The sequence below is a fragment of the Amycolatopsis umgeniensis genome, from assembly GCF_014205155.1.
GTDB classification, from domain to species: Bacteria; Actinomycetota; Actinomycetes; order Mycobacteriales; family Pseudonocardiaceae; genus Amycolatopsis; species Amycolatopsis umgeniensis.
Map to the genome: position 1 here is coordinate 6,538,277 of NZ_JACHMX010000001.1, position 17,587 is coordinate 6,555,863.

22 protein-coding genes are annotated in these 17,587 nt (G+C 68.6%); 16 read left to right on the forward strand and 6 right to left on the reverse strand.

The features are described 5' to 3' along the window. The 5 genes from HDA45_RS30535 to HDA45_RS30555 all read left to right on the forward strand — a co-directional run bounded on the left by HDA45_RS30535 (position 1) and on the right by HDA45_RS30555 (position 3,109). A complete protein-coding gene (locus HDA45_RS30535) occupies positions 1-441 on the forward strand; it encodes an acyl-CoA thioesterase (protein WP_005154182.1) in 441 nt (146 codons plus the stop codon). A gap of 1 nt (position 442) precedes the next feature. After that, positions 443-1,015, forward strand: a complete 573-nt coding sequence (locus HDA45_RS30540) for a flavin reductase (protein WP_184901130.1) — start codon at positions 443-445, stop codon at positions 1,013-1,015. Between the two features lie 15 nt (positions 1,016-1,030). Continuing rightward, positions 1,031-1,207: a DUF6222 family protein gene (locus HDA45_RS30545; protein WP_184901132.1), complete on the forward strand. Its 177-nt coding sequence runs from the start codon at positions 1,031-1,033 to the stop codon at positions 1,205-1,207. 158 nt (positions 1,208-1,365) lie between these two features. After that, positions 1,366-2,907: an acyl-CoA carboxylase subunit beta gene (locus HDA45_RS30550; RefSeq protein WP_246481450.1), complete on the forward strand. Its 1,542-nt coding sequence runs from the start codon at positions 1,366-1,368 to the stop codon at positions 2,905-2,907. 10 nt (positions 2,908-2,917) lie between these two features. Continuing rightward, positions 2,918-3,109 (forward strand): acyl-CoA carboxylase subunit epsilon, encoded by a 192-nt coding sequence (locus tag HDA45_RS30555; protein WP_184901137.1) that lies wholly within the window; start codon positions 2,918-2,920, stop codon positions 3,107-3,109. A 163-nt stretch (positions 3,110-3,272) separates the two neighbouring features. Here HDA45_RS30555 and HDA45_RS30560 read toward each other — a convergent pair whose 3' ends face one another. Then, on the reverse strand, positions 3,273-3,464 hold the full coding sequence (locus tag HDA45_RS30560; protein WP_184901139.1) for a hypothetical protein: 192 nt from the start codon (positions 3,462-3,464) through the stop codon (positions 3,273-3,275). A gap of 291 nt (positions 3,465-3,755) precedes the next feature. On the opposite strand from HDA45_RS30560, the gene HDA45_RS30565 reads away from it, so the two are divergent. The 8 genes from HDA45_RS30565 (at position 3,756) to HDA45_RS30600 (ending at position 8,683) form a co-directional block, all read left to right on the forward strand. Further along, entirely contained in the window at positions 3,756-3,905 is a 150-nt protein-coding gene (locus HDA45_RS30565; protein ID WP_184901141.1) for a hypothetical protein, read from the forward strand. A gap of 113 nt (positions 3,906-4,018) precedes the next feature. Continuing rightward, a complete protein-coding gene (locus tag HDA45_RS30570; protein ID WP_184901143.1) occupies positions 4,019-4,327 on the forward strand; it encodes a DUF6235 family protein in 309 nt (102 codons plus the stop codon). Between the two features lie 275 nt (positions 4,328-4,602). Beyond that, a complete protein-coding gene (locus HDA45_RS30575; protein WP_184901146.1) occupies positions 4,603-5,088 on the forward strand; it encodes a DUF6423 family protein in 486 nt (161 codons plus the stop codon). Between the two features lie 8 nt (positions 5,089-5,096). Beyond that, on the forward strand, positions 5,097-6,416 hold the full coding sequence (locus tag HDA45_RS30580) for an FAD-dependent oxidoreductase (RefSeq protein ID WP_184901148.1): 1,320 nt from the start codon (positions 5,097-5,099) through the stop codon (positions 6,414-6,416). After that, positions 6,409-6,885 carry a DUF6187 family protein gene (locus HDA45_RS30585; protein WP_184901150.1) on the forward strand — a complete coding sequence of 159 codons (477 nt, stop codon included), beginning with the start codon at positions 6,409-6,411 and terminating at the stop codon, positions 6,883-6,885. The genes HDA45_RS30580 and HDA45_RS30585 overlap by 8 nt, the downstream gene beginning before the upstream one ends. Beyond that, on the forward strand, positions 6,857-7,402 hold the full coding sequence (locus tag HDA45_RS30590; RefSeq protein WP_184901153.1) for a carboxymuconolactone decarboxylase family protein: 546 nt from the start codon (positions 6,857-6,859) through the stop codon (positions 7,400-7,402). Before HDA45_RS30585 ends, HDA45_RS30590 begins: the two co-directional genes overlap by 29 nt. Positions 7,403-7,646: 244 nt before the next feature. Beyond that, a complete protein-coding gene (locus tag HDA45_RS30595) occupies positions 7,647-7,838 on the forward strand; it encodes a hypothetical protein (RefSeq protein WP_184901155.1) in 192 nt (63 codons plus the stop codon). Between the two features lie 239 nt (positions 7,839-8,077). Further along, entirely contained in the window at positions 8,078-8,683 is a 606-nt protein-coding gene (locus HDA45_RS30600) for a response regulator transcription factor (protein WP_484477143.1), read from the forward strand. Between the two features lie 3 nt (positions 8,684-8,686). Here the strand turns inward: HDA45_RS30600 and HDA45_RS30605 are convergent, their stop codons facing one another. Then, the gene (locus tag HDA45_RS30605; protein ID WP_184901159.1) at positions 8,687-10,999 is read right to left on the reverse strand and encodes a histidine kinase; all 2,313 of its coding nucleotides are present in this window, start codon (positions 10,997-10,999) and stop codon (positions 8,687-8,689) included. A gap of 277 nt (positions 11,000-11,276) precedes the next feature. Between HDA45_RS30605 and HDA45_RS30610 the strand changes: the two genes are divergently transcribed. After that, positions 11,277-11,897, forward strand: coding sequence for an L-threonylcarbamoyladenylate synthase (locus tag HDA45_RS30610; RefSeq protein ID WP_184901161.1), 621 nt, complete (start codon positions 11,277-11,279; stop codon positions 11,895-11,897). A gap of 64 nt (positions 11,898-11,961) precedes the next feature. On the opposite strand, the gene HDA45_RS30615 is transcribed toward HDA45_RS30610, so the two are convergent. From HDA45_RS30615 to HDA45_RS30625, 3 genes are all read right to left on the reverse strand, one after another. Beyond that, positions 11,962-12,648: a winged helix-turn-helix transcriptional regulator gene (locus HDA45_RS30615; protein ID WP_184901163.1), complete on the reverse strand. Its 687-nt coding sequence runs from the start codon at positions 12,646-12,648 to the stop codon at positions 11,962-11,964. A gap of 61 nt (positions 12,649-12,709) precedes the next feature. After that, a complete protein-coding gene (locus HDA45_RS30620) occupies positions 12,710-13,528 on the reverse strand; it encodes an AfsR/SARP family transcriptional regulator (protein WP_184901166.1) in 819 nt (272 codons plus the stop codon). A 168-nt stretch (positions 13,529-13,696) separates the two neighbouring features. After that, the gene (locus HDA45_RS30625; protein ID WP_026466657.1) at positions 13,697-14,302 is read right to left on the reverse strand and encodes a response regulator transcription factor; all 606 of its coding nucleotides are present in this window, start codon (positions 14,300-14,302) and stop codon (positions 13,697-13,699) included. A gap of 434 nt (positions 14,303-14,736) precedes the next feature. Here HDA45_RS30625 and HDA45_RS30630 point away from each other — a divergent pair, with 434 nt between their 5' ends. Beyond that, complete coding sequence (locus HDA45_RS30630; RefSeq protein WP_184901168.1) at positions 14,737-15,732, forward strand: DUF1702 family protein; 996 nt, start codon at positions 14,737-14,739, stop codon at positions 15,730-15,732. Positions 15,733-15,792: 60 nt separating this feature from the next. Here HDA45_RS30630 and HDA45_RS30635 read toward each other — a convergent pair whose 3' ends face one another. After that, the gene (locus tag HDA45_RS30635) at positions 15,793-16,491 is read right to left on the reverse strand and encodes an AraC family transcriptional regulator (RefSeq protein ID WP_184901170.1); all 699 of its coding nucleotides are present in this window, start codon (positions 16,489-16,491) and stop codon (positions 15,793-15,795) included. A gap of 480 nt (positions 16,492-16,971) precedes the next feature. Between HDA45_RS30635 and HDA45_RS30640 the strand changes: the two genes are divergently transcribed. Next, positions 16,972-17,577 (forward strand): response regulator transcription factor, encoded by a 606-nt coding sequence (locus tag HDA45_RS30640; protein ID WP_184906212.1) that lies wholly within the window; start codon positions 16,972-16,974, stop codon positions 17,575-17,577. Positions 17,578-17,587 lie beyond the last annotated feature (10 nt).

A 17,587-nucleotide genomic window follows, 5' to 3' on the forward strand; every position in this document is an offset into this window, starting at 1 on the left:
ATGGCCGACTACTACGAGATCCTGCACACGGTCGGGTTCGAAGAGACCAACCTGGTCGGCAACGTCTACTACGTGAACTACGTGCGCTGGCAGGGCCGGTGCCGCGAGATGTTCCTGAAGGAGAAGGCGCCCGCCGTGCTCGAAGAGGTCCGCCACGACCTCAAGCTGTTCACGCTCAAGGTGGATTGCGAGTTCTACGCGGAGATCACCGCGTTCGACGAGCTGTCCATCCGGCTGCGGCTGGAAGAGCTGACGCAGACCCAGATCCAGTTCACCTTCGACTACGTCCACCTCACCGCGGAGGGCGAACGGCTGGTGGCCCGCGGACGACAGCGGATCGCGTGCATGCGCGGCCCGAACACGGCGACGGTGCCCAGCAGGGTGCCCGAGCAGCTGCGTGAGGCGCTGGCCCCGTACGCGGTCGACGGCAAGGGGGAGTGACGTGGGGACGGTGGAGGAGCCCTCGCGGCCGGTGCTGAAACGCCTGCCGACGCCCGCGACGCGACGCCGGTTGTCCGCGCAAGCCGGGCTGCGGGAGGTGATGGGCCAGTTCGCCACCGGGGTCACCGTGCTGACCGCCGGCGGCGAACGGGCCCACGGGATGACCGCCAACGCGGTCACCTCGGTGTCCCTCGAACCGCCGATGGTGCTGTGCTGTGTTTCCCGCGCGGCCCGGATGCACGAGGCGATCGTGACGGCGGGCTCGTACGCGGTCACGGTGCTGGCGTCCGATCAGAAGGACCTGGCGAAGTACTTCGCGGATTGGCGACGGCCCGCCGGGCTCGCGCAGTTCGACTCGGTGGACTGGACGGCGGGTCCGCAGACCGGCTCCCCGCTGCTCGGCGGCGCGCTGGCGTGGCTGGAATGCGAGCTCGCCGAGGTCTACGAAGGCGGTGACCACTCGATCTTCCTCGGCAAGGTGGTCGCCTCGAGCCGCGGCACCGCGCAGGACTCGCTGGTCTTCTACGGCGGCGGCTACCACCAGATCGACGGCAGGGTCCGGGCATCCGCCTGAGAGAAAGGAATCGTCATGACCACCAACGAACCCGCCACCGTCCGGCCGGACGAGACGCCCGCCCCGGCGCCCCGTCCGCCGGTGGTGACCACGATGCCTCGGCTCGGACGGGGGGTGTGCTGGCGCGACATCGTGCGCGAGATCGAACTCGACGAGCTCGAGCGCGAGGCCCGCATGAAGGAGGCGGCGTGACCCTGCAAGGTGATCCGGGCGCTCAGCGCACGGAGGACTCCGAGGTGGTGCCGCTGCCGGAAGACCGGCTGCGGCGCCCGCGGATCCCGAGGGCGAACGACGGGCAGGTGATCCCGCTCGCCCGCGGCGCCGAACCGGTGCACCCACCGGAACCGACCATGCCGTTGCTGCGCACCCAGCGCGACGAACTGCGCGAGCACATCGTCGACGGACGGCTCGACGGCGTCCGGCGGCAGCACTCGCTCGGCAAGCACACCGCGCGCGAACGGCTGGATCTGTTGCTGGATCCCGATTCCTTCACCGAGGTCGAGTTGTACCGGCGGCATCAGGCGAGCGGGCTCGGGCTGGCGGAGAACCGGCCGTACACCGACGGCGTCATCGCGGGTTCGGGCACCATCGACGGCAGGCGCGTGTTCGTCTACGCGCAGGACTTCACCGTCTTCGGCGGTTCGCTCGGCGAGGCGCACGCGGCGAAGATCCACAAGGTGATGGATCTGGCGATCGCCACCGGTTCACCGCTGATCGGGCTCAACGACAGCGGCGGGGCGCGGATCCAGGAAGGCGTCATGGCGCTCAACGGCTACGGCGGCATCTTCCGCCGTCAGGTCGAAGCGTCCGGCGTCATCCCGCAGATCAGCGTGGTGCTGGGGCCGTGCGCCGGCGGGGCGGCGTATTCGCCCGCGCTGGCGGACTTCGTCTTCATGGTGCGCGACACCGCCCGCATGTACCTGACCGGGCCGGACGTCGTCGAGACCGTGACCGGCGAACGCGTCAGCCACGACGAACTCGGTGGTGCGGACGTGCACGGCGCGTCGTCCGGCGTGGCGACGGTGGTGCACGACGACGAGGAGAGCTGCCTCGCCGACGTCCGCTACCTGGTGTCGCTGCTGCCGTCGAACTACCTGGAGCCCTCGCCCGGCGAGCCTTCGCGGGACGCGGGCAAGGACCGGCGGCCCCGGTTCGCCGAACTCGTCCCCGTGGAGCCGAACAAGCCCTACGACATGCGGGACGTGTTCGCCGAACTCACCGACGACGGCGAGTTCTTCGAGCTGCACGAACGGTGGGCGCGGAACGTGCTGTGCGCGCTCGCGCGGGTCGACGGGCGTGTGGTCGGCCTGGTCGGCAACCAGCCGGTGGTGTTCGCCGGCGTACTCGACGGCCCGGCCTCGCAGAAGGCGGCGCGGTTCGTGCGGTTCTGCGACGCGTTCAGCATCCCGCTGGTGACGCTCGTGGACGTTCCCGGCTTCCTGCCGGGGGTCGAACAGGAGCACTCCGGGATCATCCGGCACGGGGCGCAGTTGCTGCACGCCTACTGCGAGGCGACCGTGCCGCGGATCCAGGTCATCCTGCGCAAGGCCTACGGCGGCGCGTACATCGTGATGGACTCGCGGTCCATCGGGACCGACCTGTCGCTGGCCTGGCCGACCAACCAGATCGCCGTGATGGGCGCGGAGGGCGCCGTCAACGTGCTGTTCCGCAAGGACCTCGCCGCCGCTCCCGACCCGGACGCCTTGCGCGCCCACCTGGTCGCCGAGTACACAGAGGAGTTCATGAACCCGCAGTACGCCGCCGAACGGGGGCTCGTCGACGACATCATCGACCCGGCGGACACCCGCTCGGCCGTCGCCAGGGCGCTGGCCATGCTGCAGGACAAGCGGAAGGCGGCGCCCCAGCGCAAGCACGGCAACCACCCGATCTGAACGGAGCGTCATGTCACCGTCCGAAGTGGACAGCGTGCCGGTCTTCCGGGTCCTGCGGGGGGATCCGGAAGACGCCGAACTGGCGGCGCTCGTCGCCGTCTTCACCGCGCTCGCTTCGGCGGCGCCCCCGCCCGCCGCGCCCGCGCGGTCGGCCTGGTCACCCCGGACCCCGGCGACCTGGCGCACGTCGATCCTGCGCTGAGGTCGTTCGAGGGCGTCACTCACGTGCTCAGACACGGAACTCGCGTGATTGGGCACGGAACTCGCGTGATCAGGCGCCGCACACCCGAGTGCGGCGTCTGATCACGCGAGTTCCGTCTCTGATCACGCGAGTTCCGTGTCTGAGCACGCGAGTGTCCCTTGAGTCACGCCGCGGTGACGGTCGTGAGCCGGTGTGTCGCCTCGGCTTCCCTGCGCGGGGGATACGTGCTGTGCCGCGTGTGCACGGCGACGTAGAGGACCTCACCGTCGATCACGGTCTCCAAGCCCGTTCGCTCGTCCGAGGCGAACGGGCCTCCGCAGGCCGCGCAGGTCCGCTGGCGATCCGCGGCGCTCACGGCCGGTCTCGGGGCTCCGGGACGGCCGGCTCGGACCACGACAGGCCCAGCAGGTCGACGTCCAGTTCGTCGTCGGCGTAGATCTCGTACGGGTCGAGGCGTTCGGTCATGGCGCGCTCCTTGGATTTCGGGGTACCACAAGAGCACTACCGGTAGGCCCTCATCGGCGACTCGTTATTTGCTCATCGGGATCTCCAGTCGTCCTCGAGCGCACCACGATCGGCTTCCGACCGGAGGGGTCCATCCTGGGTTTGTCAAGTGAGCTCTTCATCCCGGCCCAGGAGGAACGTCATGACGGCACAGGTGCGAATTTGGGTCGGGACCGATGATTTCGACCCGCGCGGGAACGCCGAGAACGAGGACACGGTGTTCGTTCCGGAGCAGAGACGGGCCGTCGAAAACGATTTCCCGGCCGAGCACATCATCCTCGGCTACAACTGAAGAACATGAGCCGCGACCAGCGTGGACAGCACGGACAGAGAAGACCACCGGGTATCGCGCGCGGGAGAATGAAGATCGTCCGCGACCCGGCAAGACCTCGAGGAGGCCTTCGGATGGCTATGCGCCTCCAGCTCACGTCGGGTTTGCAGGTGCTCGAAGAATGGGCGGTGAACGCACCCCAGGCCGACCGCAATGTTATCTACGAAGCCCTGTTCGCGGTAGCCGACGGATCCGCTTTTCTCATCTACGACATTTTCGGAGATGGCCGGGATCCGCATCAGTTCATTATTCTGGTGAAGCACGACCTCGTGATCAAAATAGGGCTCCGCCGCACCGATTCCTCGTTCGAGATCGTTTATATCGGCGCACTGGAGCAGGGGACGCCCGCCGCGGCGTGGGCCGAGGACTCCGACGGGTCCTGACCTGCTACGCGGGCGGGCGAGGCCGACGAGACCAGGCTTCATACCGCTGAACGGACCAGTCCCGGGACCGGTGACGGCCGCCTTTCGCACCAGTGGATCATGCTTTCCTCATCTTGACATCGTCCACTTGGGCATGAAATTCTTCCGGTGTTTGCGGATTAAGAATTCCTGGTGGGCGAAATTGCGGTAATCGAGGTCTGGAGGCATGAAAGATGTCGTCACCCGAATTTCCTGGATTGGACGTTTCCACCCGGGTACGCGCACGTGACATTCAGATGGCCGGGGTGGCCGACGTCCGCCGCCGGGTACTGATGATCTCCGGTGCGATCGACACCACCGAGCACGACGTTTCGGTCAGCGTCAACCTGCCGGAGCCGGGCCGCTGGCAGGTGATCAAGTCCGAGACCAACCTGACCGACAAGACCTGGGTCGCGATGCAGGTCGTCACCGACGAGGACTCGACCTTCGTCGACGACGCCGAGACCCTCGTGCTCTCGCGCCAGTTCTCGAAGTCCTTCATGACCCCGGACCTGCGCCGCCTCACCTTCTACGACGGTGAAGTCCGGCCCGGCGAGGCCGTGCTGAAGGTGTACTCGCTGGACGCGGGCGGGCGGAAGCCGACCTACTCGTACTCCCGGTACAGCCCGATCGCGACCGACACCGCCGAGAAGTCCCGGCAGACGCTGGACGAGATGATCAGCAACGGGATGCGGCAACGCCCGGTGATCGAGCTGATCGTCCCGGTGACCGTGATCGGCTGAGTACGCCGGTGATCACCTTCGTTCCGGAACCCCGGCTGCTCGAATCGCCGCGCGGGCGGGAGTGGCCGGTCCTGCCGGCCACCCGCTCGGCCGTCACCCCCGAACCGCCGTCCGGCGCCGACGTGGTCATCGTCGGCGCCGGCCCCGCCGGGCTCGCGGTCGCTTCCGCGTTGTGGCACCACGGTGTCCGGGACCTCGTCCTCGTCGATCGCGACGGCCGTCCCTGCGGCCGGTTCTTCGACCGCGTCGATCTGCTCGGCCAGCGCGTGCTGCGTTCGCCGTACGAACACCACCCCGGCGTCGAGGGGTACCGCGACTGCGAACTGCTGGACTTCGCCCGGCTGCACTGGTCGGTGCTGACCCCGGTGGAGCGCCGCGAGATCCGCATGGCGCAGGCGGGGCATCGCTCGGTCGTCCCCGTCGACGTCTTCGAGGCGTACTGCCGTCATCTGGCCGCGAGCCATCACGTCACCGAGCGGACCTGGCGCGGTTCGGTCCGTGAAGTGCTGCCGACGTCGGAAGCGGTCACCGTGCGCGCGGACCGGTTCTCCGTCACCGCGCGCCACGTGGTGCTGTGCCTCGGCGAGGAACGCCGATCCGCCCCGGACACCTGGTGGGGCGGGGGTTATCCGCCACGCGGCGTGAGCTACTGGGACGAACCCGTCCCCACCGCCGGCAACCGGCTCGCCGTCGTCGGCGCGGGTCTCACCGCCGCGCATCTGATCTCCAACGGCCTCGCCCAGGGCCGCGAGGTGCACTGGGTGGTCCGCGAAGCAGGCGAGCGCTACCAGTGCGCCGACGTCAACTCGTCGTTCTTCCGTCCCGAGGGCCGTGCCCGGTTCGACGGCGTGAGCTGGTCCGAAAGGCTCGAACTGATGGGCCGGTTCCGGCGCGCGTCGATCATGTTCGAGTTCCGGCCGACACTCGAGAAGGCCGAAGCCGAAGGGCGGCTGGTCGTGCATCGCGGCAAGGCGATCACGAAGGTGACGCCGGGGGGCGGCCTCCACCTCGAAGACGGTTCGCGCGTCTCCGTGGACCACGCCGTCCTCGCGCTCGGCACGACACCCTCGATCGGCGACGGCCTGATGCCGGACAACGCCGTTCTCGACCAGGGCGGCTGGCCTCAGCTGGACGAGCGCACCTTCGCCTACGTCGGCGCGCCCAGGGTCTTCGCCGTCGGCGCCGCCGCGGGGATGGCGCTGGGCCCGGCCGCCCGCAACATCGACGGCCACCGTGTCGCCACCGCGCGGGTCGCGGCCGCCGTCGCCGAAAACCTGCGCCGGGACGCCCCGCTGCGGACGGCCGCGAAGGACGTCGCCCGTGTCTGAGCCCTACGACTCACGGTTCACCCTGCCTTCGATCGACGACGACCCGGCGACCGAGGCGGGGGTGATCCTGATGGGACTCGACGCCGAACGGCTGCTCGCCGGCGTCGGGCTCGCGCGGATCGCCGACGAGCCCGGGCTGGTCGCGCTCGCCGTCGACCAGGCCCGGCACGACGCGCTCGACCTGGGCACCGAAGCGCTGATCGAAGCCGGGATCGCCCGCTGGCGCGCGGTCCGCCCGCTGATCGAAGCCGGTCAGGAGATGACGGCGGCCGGTTCCCTGCGGAAAGAATGGGAACACACCACCAAGCGGGTCACCGACACGGTGACCGGGCTCGGTCCGGCGTCGGTGGCCTGCCTCGCGGCTTGCTGGCTGCGCCGCGAAGACGTCGACGAGTTCGCCGAACACGGGCGGACGCCGGAAAAGGGGAGTGGCACGCACGATGTCCTATCTCGGGTCTTTGCCGACTGACGCCACCTTGCTGCAGGTCTTCCAGAAGTTCCCCGCTCCGGCTTCGAAACTGCTGGACTTCCACGAACTCGTCATGCGGGCGCCGTCGGTGTTCGGCCCCGGTGAGCGGGAACTGATCGCGGCCTACGTCTCCGGCGTCAACGACTGCCGGTACTGCCACGGCGTCCACACCGTCACCGCGGAGGCTTTCGGCGTGCCTGAGGGCCTTCTGGCCGCCGCTCTGGCGGATCTGGACTCCTCGCCCGTGGACGACCGGATGAAGCCCGTGCTGGCCTACGTGGGCAAGCTGACGCGGACGCCGTCCCGGGTGACCGAGGAGGACGCCGCGGCCGTCTTCGCGGCGGGCTGGGACGAGGCGGCGCTGCACGACGCCGTACTCGTGTGCGCCCTGTTCAACTTCATGAACCGGATGGTCGAGGGACTCGGGATCCGCGCGGACGCCGACTATGCGAAAACCTCGGGCGTGCGGCTCAAGGAGGGCGGCTACGCCGGTCTGGCGCGGCTGCTCGAGTCCTGACGCCGGCCGTCCACTCCGGACACTGTCTCCGGTGGTGACCGGCCTGTCGCGCTCCGCGCCCGGAAACCGCCTCCCTTGCTCCATCCGGAAGTCGCGACGGCGGAAGTGGAGCAGTCGAAGAGAACCTTCCGGCGTAGGCGAAAAGCACATCCGCGCGATGATGCATGGCACTGGTTGCGCACCGGCCTCGGGCAGCAGGATTTCCTCATCGAAGGAAACCACCGAAACGCCTGGGAGACATGCGATGCAGAACGCTGTGCTCGACAACGTCCGTTCGCTCTTCGCCGTCCGGGGAATCGACACCGGTGTCGCCGGTGACCAGGTCGACCTGGTGATCGACCGGTTCGACAACTGGACCAACCGGCCGGGCGGTCAGGTCTTCGACTGTTTCACCGGCGCCTGTTGTACCGCTCCGCCCTTGGCCGAGGCGAGTTGAGAGCATCCCTCGACGGCCGTCTCCCGCACCCGGACGCGAGAGGCGGCCGTTTCGCGTGCCGCTCCTGATCAAGGCGACGGAAAGTCACCGACCGACCACGAAACACGTGCCCGTGTAACGCTTTTCCTCTCGTGCCACCCCGGTGGCCTCAGAGGACTCACCACTCGAACGGTGGAACGCGTTCCGTCCGAGCGTGTTTATCTTGGGGCACGGGGGCGTGGGCGGGGGACGGTGCGATGGTGATCAGAGTTCTCGTGGCCGAAGACATGCACATCGTCAGAGGCGCGCTCGTGGCGTTGCTGCGGTTGGAGCCGGACATCGAAGTGGTGTCGGAAGTGGCGTCCGGAGACGAGATCCTCGCCGCCGCGCGGACTTCGCGCACCCAGGTCGCCATCATCGACATCGATCTCCCCGGCAAGGACGGGCTCACCGCGGCCACCGAACTGCACGAGCAGCTTCCCGAGGTCAGAACCCTCATCCTGACCAGCCTCGGCAGACCGGGCACGCTTCGCCGGGCCCTTGCGGCCAAAGTGAACGGCTTCATGTTGAAGGACGCCCCGGCGGAGAAACTCGCCAACGCCGTCCGCGGCGTCGCGGCCGGACGGCGGATGGTCGACGGCGACTTGGCGCTCGCCGCCTGGGACACCGCGGACTGCCCGCTGACCCCGCGCCAGATCGACGTCCTGCGACTGACCGCGGAGGGCCGCGACACCCTGGAGGTCGCGGCGAAGGCCTTTCTCTCCACCGGAACCGTCCGCAACTACCTGACCACCATCGTTTCGAAGCTCAACGCGCGCAACCGGGTCGACGCGATCCGCATCGCCAAAGAGGCGGGTTGGATCTAGCGCCTAGACAGGGACCACCGCGCGCAGCCGGAACCGTCCGTCGGGTTCGACACCGGCCGTCAGTTCGCCGCCGAGCCCGGCGACGCGGTCGGACATGTTCGTGATGCCGCTGCCCGGCGCCTCGACCCGCACCGGTTTCTCCGCCTGCGGCGGCCGCCCGTTTTCGACGCCGTCGTTGACGATGTCCAGCGCGACACCGGCGCCGATCCGCCGCACGGCGATCTCGCAGCGTTCGACCTTGCTGTGCCGCAACACATTCGTCACGCCCTCGCGCAGCACCACGGCCAGCACGGTGCGCACGGTCGCCGGCAGGTCTTCGTGCTCGATCTCCAACCGCACCTGGACGTCGGCGGCCACCAGCACCGCCTGCGCCGACCGGGACTCCTGATCCAGCGACAGTTCCCGGTAGCCGCTCGCGACCGACCGGACGTCGGCCAGCGCCTGCCGGGTCAGCCCGAGGATCTCCAGTAGCTCATCGGAGGCCCTGTTCGTGTCGATGTCCATGATCCGGCTCGTCAGCTCGCTCTTCAGCGCGATCGCCGACAGGCTCATCCCCAGCAGGTCGTGCAGATCGCGGGCGAACCGCAGCCGCTCCTCCGCGACCGCGACCTCGGCGAGGCGTTTCCTGGTCTCGCCGAGTTCGGTCACCAGCCGGAGCAGCCAGATGAGACCGAACACCATCAGCCCGGTGTTCAAGATGGACGCGAAGCTGTAGAAGCCGCCGCTGAAGTCGGTGCCGTAACCGATCCGGATCAGCACCACGCCGACGGCGGTCGCGGCGAACGCCGTCCACCCGGCCAGCGGCGGCAGCACCAGCAACGCGGTGCCGGCGAACAGGCTGGGCAGGCTCACCCAGGCATGCCCGAGCGGGATCAGCGGCAGGAAGATCAGGCAGGCCTGGACGAACAGCAGCGCGTAACTCTGCCGCGAGCGCAACCGGACGTTCGGGCGGGCGAAATAGGACAGTTGCAGCGTGATCAGCGTGGTGAGATAACCGGCGATGAGCGCGATGGACCAGCCGTCGTCGGTCAGCATGAAGGCCCGGGTCATCGCCGACAGACCGAAGAGGATGAAGACCACCGTCAGCGTCCATTGGACGTTCCTGGCGTCGATCAGGGACCAGTGGCCCGGCCCTTGCTCCAGCGCCGTCTCGGCGGGTTCGACCTGGTCGGGCACCGGGAGTTCGGCGTGCAGCCGCCACTTGCCCGCCGCTTCGGGGCCGGCGCTCAGCGTCCCGCCGTGCCTGGAGACCTCCGCGGTCACCTCGCGCAGGCTCTCGGCCGTTTCCTCCGGGACGTCCTCGTGCGCCGTTCCGTCGTGGACGATCTCCAGCGCGACCCGGCCTTCGGTCTCGCGCACGGTGATCTCGCAGTGCTCGACGCCGGTGTAGCGGAGCACGTTCGTGACGCCCTCCCGCAGCACCTTCGCCAGCAGGGTCCGCAGCTTCACCGGCAGCTCGACCTGCTCGAGGTCGACCCGCACCGCGACGTTCGACGCCGAGAGCAGCGAGACCGCGGTCCGTGATTCCTTGTCGAGCGAAAGCTCCCGGTAGCCCCTGGCCACCGAGCGCACGTCGGACAGCGTCCGCTGGGCGATCCCGGTGATCTCGGCGAGTTCCTCACGCGCCCGGTCCAGCGACTTGCGCAGCAGCCGGTGCACCAGTTCGCCCTTCAGCGCGATCGCGGAAAGGCTGAGCCCGAGCAGGTCGTGCAGGTCCCTCGCGAAGGCCAGCCGCTGCTCGGCCACGGCACGCCGGGCCAGTTCGGTCCTGGCCTGGTGCAGTTCGGTCACCAGCCGCGCGAGCCAGGTCAGCAGGTACACGACCAGCGCGTAGAAGATCGCGGTGACGCTGTCGAACAGCGCCCCGAGCGGGGTGTCGTCGTAGGTCCACAGGATCCACGTCGTGGCCGCCATGAAGACGGTGAACACCGTCCAGCCCGTCCGCGGCCGGAAGAGCAGCAGCGCGCTGCCCGCCGCGAGGGTGGTCAGCGACGTCAGCGCGGCGTCGAAGTGCAGGGTCGGCAGGTACGCGAGGCAGGCTTGGACGACCAGCACGCCCTTCGCCAGCCGGGTGTCCAGGCGGACCGCCGGACGGGAGAAGTACAGCAGCTGGATCAGCAGCACGGGCCCGACGTACAGCACCGCCAGCGCGCCCTGCCAGAAGTCCACGCCGGGCTGGAGCAGGATCGAGAGGAGGCCGAAGAGGCATGAGTTGACGAAGACGACCGTGATGATCAGTCCGGCGAGGAACAGCGCCCGCCGGGGCCGCCGGTCGATCCCCACCGGTTCGGCGGTCACCGCGAGCTGGTCCGGCACAGGCACCCCAGTGGTAACGGAAGACGTCTCTTTCGGTTGTGCTTCGCCCTCACGACGGGCGTGGCACGACCCTCCATTGCGGTATATTCGGATCCTATCCCATACGTGTTACCCGCATAGATCCACGAGGGTAAGGGATACCTGCCCGGTAGGTGACGTTTTCCCGGCCGGAGACAAGGAAAAACCCGCCGCTCACCCTCGCGGGTGTCGGTCGTTCGCACCACGCGGGGGCGGGCTCTCGCGGCGCGGCGGCACCGGTGGCCCTAAGCTTCGGCGCATGGCCAGGTATTTCGACGTACATCCGGAAAATCCGCAACGGCGCGCGATCGGACAGGTCGTCGACATCCTGCGCGAAGACGGTCTCATCGCGTACCCGACGGACTCCTGCTTCGCCCTCGGCTGCCAGCTGGGGAACAAGCAGGGCATCGACCGCATCCGGAGCATCCGCAAACTGGACGACCGCCACCATTTCACCCTGGTGTGCCAGGATTTCGCCCAGCTGGGCCAGTTCGTGCACGTGGACAACGTGGTCTTCCGCGCGGTCAAAGCGTCCACACCGGGCAGTTACACGTTCATCCTCCCGGCCACGAAGGAGGTTCCGCGCCGTCTGCTGCACGCCAAGAAGAAGACGGTCGGCGTGCGCATCCCGGATCACGTGGTCACGCAGGCGCTGCTGGCCGAGCTCGGTGAGCCGCTGCTGTCGAGCACGCTGCTGCTGCCGGACCAGGAGGAGCCGATGACCCAGGGCTGGGACATCAAGGAGCGGCTCGAGCACGTGGTGGACGCGGTGATCGACTCCGGCGAATGCGGGGTCGAACCCACCACGGTCATCGATTTCTCGTCGGGGGAGCCGGAGATCGTCCGGCGGGGCGCCGGCGACACCAGCCGCTTCGAATGACGCGATCCGGCACCTGCCCGCGCTGGTCGCGTGCGTGAGCGGGTGCCGGATCGCGAGGCCGTCTTCAGTGCGTGACGAGCCCTTCAGCCTTCGAAGGGGCCGACGGGATGTGGAACAGCCGCGTGAACAGCTCCAGCCGCGCGGGATCACCCTTGACGGCCACCGCGCCGCAGGTGAGCGCGCTCTCGGCGGCCAGCTCGCCGTTCAGCAGCTTGAGCATGACCGGGCCGCGCGGCTCGATGACGATGTCCGGATCCGGATGCGGGCCCTCGCCCGCCGTCATCGCGCCGTCCTCGACCACCGCGTGGACGATCATCTGGTCGCCGTAGTGCAGCTCGAACGAGCACTCGACGCCGCGGGCCGCGTCCGGCTGGAACGTCGTGTACAGCGACAGGATGGCCGCGTCCAGGGTGAACAGGTCGTCCGCCGCCGGGTCGGTGAGCGAACGGGCGCCCCACAGGCCCAGCTGCAGCAGGATCTGGTCGAGGTCGTTGCCGTACTCGGTCAGCTCGTAGACCACGCCGGCGTCGAGCTGCGAGAGCACCCGGCGCTGGACGACGCCGTGGCGTTCGAGTTCGTTGAGCCGGGTCGACAGGATGCTCGTCGGGATCTTCGGCAGGCCCTGCTGCAGCTCGTCGTAGCGCTTCGGGCCGAGCACCAGGTCGCGGATCACGAGCAGGGACCAGCGTTCCCCGATGATCTCGAGCGCGCGGGCGAGGCCACAGAACTGGCCGTAGGTGCGAGCGGTCATGCTTGACTCCTCAACTTCCTGGATCTGGTGACGGGGTGGTTCTCGTTCGCCGGGACGGCGATCAGCGGATCGGGTGTCGCTCGGAGAGCAGCTCGCGGTGCAGCTCTCGCAGTTCGGCGCAGGGTTCCACCCCCAGTTCGTCGTCGAGCCGCGTCCGCAGCCGCTGGTAGGCCGCCAGCGCGTCGCTGCGACGGCCGCTCAGCCCCAGCGCGCGGATCAGGTGGCCGTGCAGGGTCTCGTCGAGCGGGTCCGCGGTGGTCAGCGACCTCAGCACGCCGAGCATCTCCCGGTGCTGCCCGGCGCGGATCTCGGCTTCGATCCACAGGTCACGGGCGTTGCGGCGGTGCTCCAGCAGATAGACGGTGTAGGCGGCCAGTGTCGGTCCACAGTGGATGTTGGCCAGCGGGGGACCGGACCACAGGTCCAGCGCGGTACGGAACGCGTGGGCGGCCGCCGCGTGGTCGCCTCCGGTCAGCAGGTCGCGGCCGAGGCGGTGCAGCCGCGCGAACTCCGACACGTCGACCACGGCCGGATCGATCTCCAGCCGGTAGCCGGGCGCGCTGGTGACCAGCAGACCCTCCCCACGGTCACCGTCGGGGTCGAGGTGACGGCGGAGGTGGTGGACATAGGTGTGCAGGGTCCGGCGGACGCTGCGCGGGGGAGCGTCGTTCCACAGCTCGTGGACCAGTGAGTCGACGCGGACCGTCTTGCCGGGACGGATGAGCAGCATCGCCAGCAGTTGCAGGAGCTTCGGCGTGGTCGGCGCGCGATCGACCCCGCCGGCGTGCAGTTCGACCGGGCCGAGGAGTCGCGCGCGCACCGTGTCCGGCCCCCGGTGCCCGGTGGCCGTGTCTCCCGGTTCGATGGTCATCGCGTGCATCCCCTACCCCTCCGGCGGACTCCCCCTCTGCGACAGTGACAGAGGCGGAACCTTCGGAACAGTGCCGGAAACACCCAGCTGACCTAGATTTCTTCCTTGCCCCACATGCGATCGTCACGACCTGGAGCGCGGAACCGGTTATGGCAGAACAGAAGACGCGCGAGCGGGTCAGAGCCAGTCGGAATCGGTGGCGATCCGGATGGCGTCGACCCGGTTGCGGGCGTTGAGTTTCGTGACCACCGTGGCGAGATAGTTCCGCACGGTTCCCGGTGACAGGAACAGTTCCGCCGCGATGTCGGCGACCGTGCGCCCGTTCGCGGCGAGCCGGAGGATCTCGACCTCGCGCGGCGTCAAGGGGCAATCTTCCGTTTCCCAGGCCGACAACGCCAGTTCGCTGTCGATGACGCGGCGGCCGATGGCGACCGAGCGGACGGCGTTGGCGAGTTTGTCGGCCGGCGCGTCCTTGAGCAGGAAGCCGTTGACCTTCGCGTCCAGCGCGCGGCGCACGGTGCCCGGGCGGCCGAGCGAGGTGAGGATCAGCGTGCGGACGCTGGGCAATTGCTGGTAGAGCTCGGAAGCGGCGGCGAGTCCGTCCTTGGCAGGCAGGTCGATGTCGATGATCGCGACGTCCGGGAGGTACTCTGCGGCCATCGGGAGGATCTTGTCGCCGGAGCAGACCTCCGCGACGACCTCTATGTCCTGTTCGAGGTTCAGCAGTGCGACCAAGGCGCCGCGGACCATGTGCATATCCTCGGCCAATAGGACTCGGATCACTCCGACCTCCTCTATCCCCCAAAGATGCTAACTCTCAGTGTACATAGCAAGCCCGGAAGAGTGAATCTAAATCGCACGATTTGAGTTCGAGCGGTTTCCGGGCGCCTCCTGGAGTGATCACGACCCTGGTGAGCTGCGACGATGCCGAAGGTTCGCAGATGCTGAAAATGCTACCGATCGATTACCGAGTGTCAGGATAATAGGTGGCAAAATGCCGTCAAACGTGCCTCGCAATACCCGCTGAGTACGTTCCAAACCGGTGAATTCGCTCGGCGAACGGGTGAATTCACCATTGTCAATGGTGCCCGCCGGACCGATCGGCGGTACAGGCCGTCACCTCGACCGGCTGTCGAGCGGGCGGCGAGCGGGGCGTGGTCTCCTCGGCAAGAGCCGAGTTCGCGCGCGAAGCCGACACTATCCACAAAGGACGTCTGATGAGCTCATTGCTGGGTGCCCTACGCAAGGTCCTGTTCGCACCCTCGCTGGCTTCGGTCGGCTTCGAGGGACGCGGCTTCGGGATCCCGCCCACCCCGGCGACCGCCCGGCTGGAGTCGATCCCGCAGGCGGTGGTGTGCGGGTTCGAATGGGGGATCGAGGCGCCGCCGCTGTGGGAGGCCGAACGGCGGCTGGACATGGTCGAGCCGGAGATGCGAGGGTTCGCCTACGAGGGCGCGGCGATGGCGTTCACCATCCTCGACGTCATGCCCGGCGGGCGTAAGGACCGCACGGCCGAACTGATGAGCGGTCCCGGTCTCCCGCACGTGTTCCTGACCTACATCGGCATCGGGTTCGCGATGGCCCGGCTGCCCCGACCGCTGTGGAACAAGGTGCTGCCGGATCTCGACGGCGTCCCGTTCCACCCGACGATGAGCTGGCTGGCGGTCGACGGCTACGCCTTCGACCGCGCCTACTTCGACACGCGCAAGTGGGTCGACGAGCAGTTCGTCCCCAAGCCGTACCCGTGGGCAGGCGCGCCCGCGTACTTCCCGCGTGCCTGCGACCAGGGCATCGGGCGGGCGCTGTGGTTCATCAACGGCGCGGACCCGGTGAAGGTCGCCGCGGCGGTCGGCCGGTTCCCGGCCGAACGCCGTCCGGATCTGTGGAGCGGGGTCGGGCTGGCCGCGACCTTCGCGGGCGGCTGCGATCAGGCCGGCCTGACCAGGCTGCGCGAGACGGCGGGGGAGCACCAGGACCACCTCGGCCTCGGCGTCGTGTTCGCGGTGAAGGCGAGGACGTTCTCCTCCTTCGTCCCGCCGCACACGCGCCGGGCTGCGCGGGCGCTCGCCGGGCTGAGCCTCGAGGAGGCCGTCGACCTGGCCGACTCGACAGAGGTCGTCGAGAACGCCGCGGACGGGACGCCCGCCTACGAACTCTGGCGGCGCAACATCCGCGAGGGTTTCGCCCCGTCGGCGGGCCGCCTGTCCGCGTAGACGTCGAGAAAGGGGCCTCCGAGACGGATCGCGTCTCGAAGGCCCCTTTCCGGCGACCGGTCAGGCCGCGTGCTTGAACGGCTCGGGCCGGTACCGCAGATCGGGCAGCGCGAGCAGGACCGGCGGGTCGAACAGGCGCTTGGGGCGCATCCGCAGGTCGGCCAGCCGCGCGGTGACGCCCGGCTCGACGGTGATCGGGCCATGATGGCCGGTGTACCCGGTGCCCCGGCGGGTGAGCGGCCCGGTCACGCAGTGCGCGATGAGGTGCCAGGTGCCTTCCGGGACATCGGTCAGCTGGTAGGGGCCGGGGACGTCGATGACCGTGTAACACACGGGCGCGCCCTCGGGGATGCGCGTCGGGAAGAGGCCGGCGAAGACGAGGCCGGGCGAGATCTCCGGCGGCGCCGACACGAAACCGCGGACGGTCGCCCGCTTCGTGCCGGGAAGGGGGGTGCCGGCCAGCCGGTGCTGGAAACCACGCTGCTGGCGGTACGCGGAGGGGGAGAGGCCGACGCGGCTGCTGAACCGCGTGCTGAACGTGCCGACGCTGTTGTAGCCCACTCGGTGGCTGATGTCGGCGACCGTGATCGAGGTCGTCAGCAGCAGGCGTTTGGCTTCGTCGAGCCGCAGCGCGGACAGGAACCGGCCGGGCGAGACGCCGGTGGCCTGCTGGAACACCCTGGTGAAATGGAATTTGCTGAACGTCGCGGCTCGGGCGATGTCGTCGATAGTGAGCTCTTCGCCCAGTTTCTCGTTCATGGCCCCAATGGCTCGCTCCACGGCTCGCCGGACAGTCTCATCCATTGTACCGTCCTTTCGCTCGAGAAATTCTGGCGTGCTTTGCTGTTTTCGACAGTAGTGTTCGACGCCACTTCTCCTGAAGTGCTTGATTCACCGCCGGATATGGATTCATGTGCGTGGCGACGTGAAAATTTCACGGTGATCGGGCGCAGCCGGGGATCACGGGCCGGGCATGCGAAAACCACATGTCGCCGATGGTGCGAACACTGGATCTTCACGGCGGACGGCCGCAAAATTCCTGGTAGCGCATTCACGCCGGAACCACCCCGGCCGTGTTGGCGCGGTCCGAAGAACGTATTCCCGCGGCAACACAGAACCGGCCCTTGACCGCGTCCCCCCGCGGCGGTCAAGGGCCGGTTTCCATTTCGCGGGACGGGTGTGTGAGGATAGTATTGTCGGCTCGTGGGGCGAGACGCAGGCGAAAGGCAGATGGGGTCGATGATCAAGGTCCTGGTCGCGGAGGACATGCACATTGTCCGTGGGGCCCTGGTCGCGCTGCTCGGGCTGGAAGCCGACATCGAGGTCGTCGCCGAATGCGCCAGCGGTGACGAGATCCTCCCGCTCGCCCAGTCCTCACGCCCCGACATCGCGCTCATCGACATCGACCTGCCGGGCAAGGACGGGCTCACCGCGGCCGCCGAACTGCACGAACAACTGCCGGGGGTGCGCACGCTGATCCTCACCTCGCTCGGCAGCCCCGGCACCCTCCGGCGGGCGCTGGCCGCGAAGGTCAACGGCTTCCTCCGCAAGGACGCGCCCGCCGACAGACTGGCCAACGCCGTCCGCGGGGTCGCCGCCGGACGCCGCGTCGTCGACGGCGATCTGGCGCTCGCCGCCTGGGACAGCGAGGAGTGCCCGCTCACCGCGCGCGAGATCGAGGTGCTCCGGCTGGCGTCGGTCGGCTCCGAGCCGACAGAGATCGCGGCCGAACTCTTCCTTTCCGCCGGGACCGTGCGGAACTATTTGACGACGATCGTGTCGAAGCTCAGCGCCCGCAACCGGGTCGACGCCGTGCGGATCGCGCGGGAGTCCGGCTGGCTGTGACCCGGCCGGG

What these genes read in the sequence shown, in the direction of transcription:
- HDA45_RS30535 (WP_005154182.1), top strand. Translation starts at nt 1, where the DNA reads ATGGCCGACTACTACGAGATCCTGCACACGGTCGGGTTCGAAGAGACC.
- HDA45_RS30545 (WP_184901132.1), top strand. Translation starts at nt 1,031, where the DNA reads ATGACCACCAACGAACCCGCCACCGTCCGGCCGGACGAGACGCCCGCC.
- HDA45_RS30550 (WP_246481450.1), top strand. Translation starts at nt 1,366, where the DNA reads ATGCCGTTGCTGCGCACCCAGCGCGACGAACTGCGCGAGCACATCGTC.
- HDA45_RS30555 (WP_184901137.1), top strand. Translation starts at nt 2,918, where the DNA reads ATGTCACCGTCCGAAGTGGACAGCGTGCCGGTCTTCCGGGTCCTGCGG.
- HDA45_RS30565 (WP_184901141.1), top strand. Translation starts at nt 3,756, where the DNA reads ATGACGGCACAGGTGCGAATTTGGGTCGGGACCGATGATTTCGACCCG.
- HDA45_RS30570 (WP_184901143.1), top strand. Translation starts at nt 4,019, where the DNA reads ATGGCTATGCGCCTCCAGCTCACGTCGGGTTTGCAGGTGCTCGAAGAA.
- HDA45_RS30575 (WP_184901146.1), top strand. Translation starts at nt 4,603, where the DNA reads ATGGCCGGGGTGGCCGACGTCCGCCGCCGGGTACTGATGATCTCCGGT.
- HDA45_RS30590 (WP_184901153.1), top strand. Translation starts at nt 6,857, where the DNA reads ATGTCCTATCTCGGGTCTTTGCCGACTGACGCCACCTTGCTGCAGGTC.
- HDA45_RS30595 (WP_184901155.1), top strand. Translation starts at nt 7,647, where the DNA reads ATGCAGAACGCTGTGCTCGACAACGTCCGTTCGCTCTTCGCCGTCCGG.
- HDA45_RS30610 (WP_184901161.1), top strand. Translation starts at nt 11,277, where the DNA reads ATGGCCAGGTATTTCGACGTACATCCGGAAAATCCGCAACGGCGCGCG.
- HDA45_RS30615 (WP_184901163.1), bottom strand. Translation starts at nt 12,648, where the DNA reads ATGACCGCTCGCACCTACGGCCAGTTCTGTGGCCTCGCCCGCGCGCTC.
- HDA45_RS30620 (WP_184901166.1), bottom strand. Translation starts at nt 13,528, where the DNA reads ATGCACGCGATGACCATCGAACCGGGAGACACGGCCACCGGGCACCGG.
- HDA45_RS30630 (WP_184901168.1), top strand. Translation starts at nt 14,737, where the DNA reads ATGAGCTCATTGCTGGGTGCCCTACGCAAGGTCCTGTTCGCACCCTCG.
- HDA45_RS30635 (WP_184901170.1), bottom strand. Translation starts at nt 16,491, where the DNA reads ATGAACGAGAAACTGGGCGAAGAGCTCACTATCGACGACATCGCCCGA.
- HDA45_RS30640 (WP_184906212.1), top strand. Translation starts at nt 16,972, where the DNA reads ATGATCAAGGTCCTGGTCGCGGAGGACATGCACATTGTCCGTGGGGCC.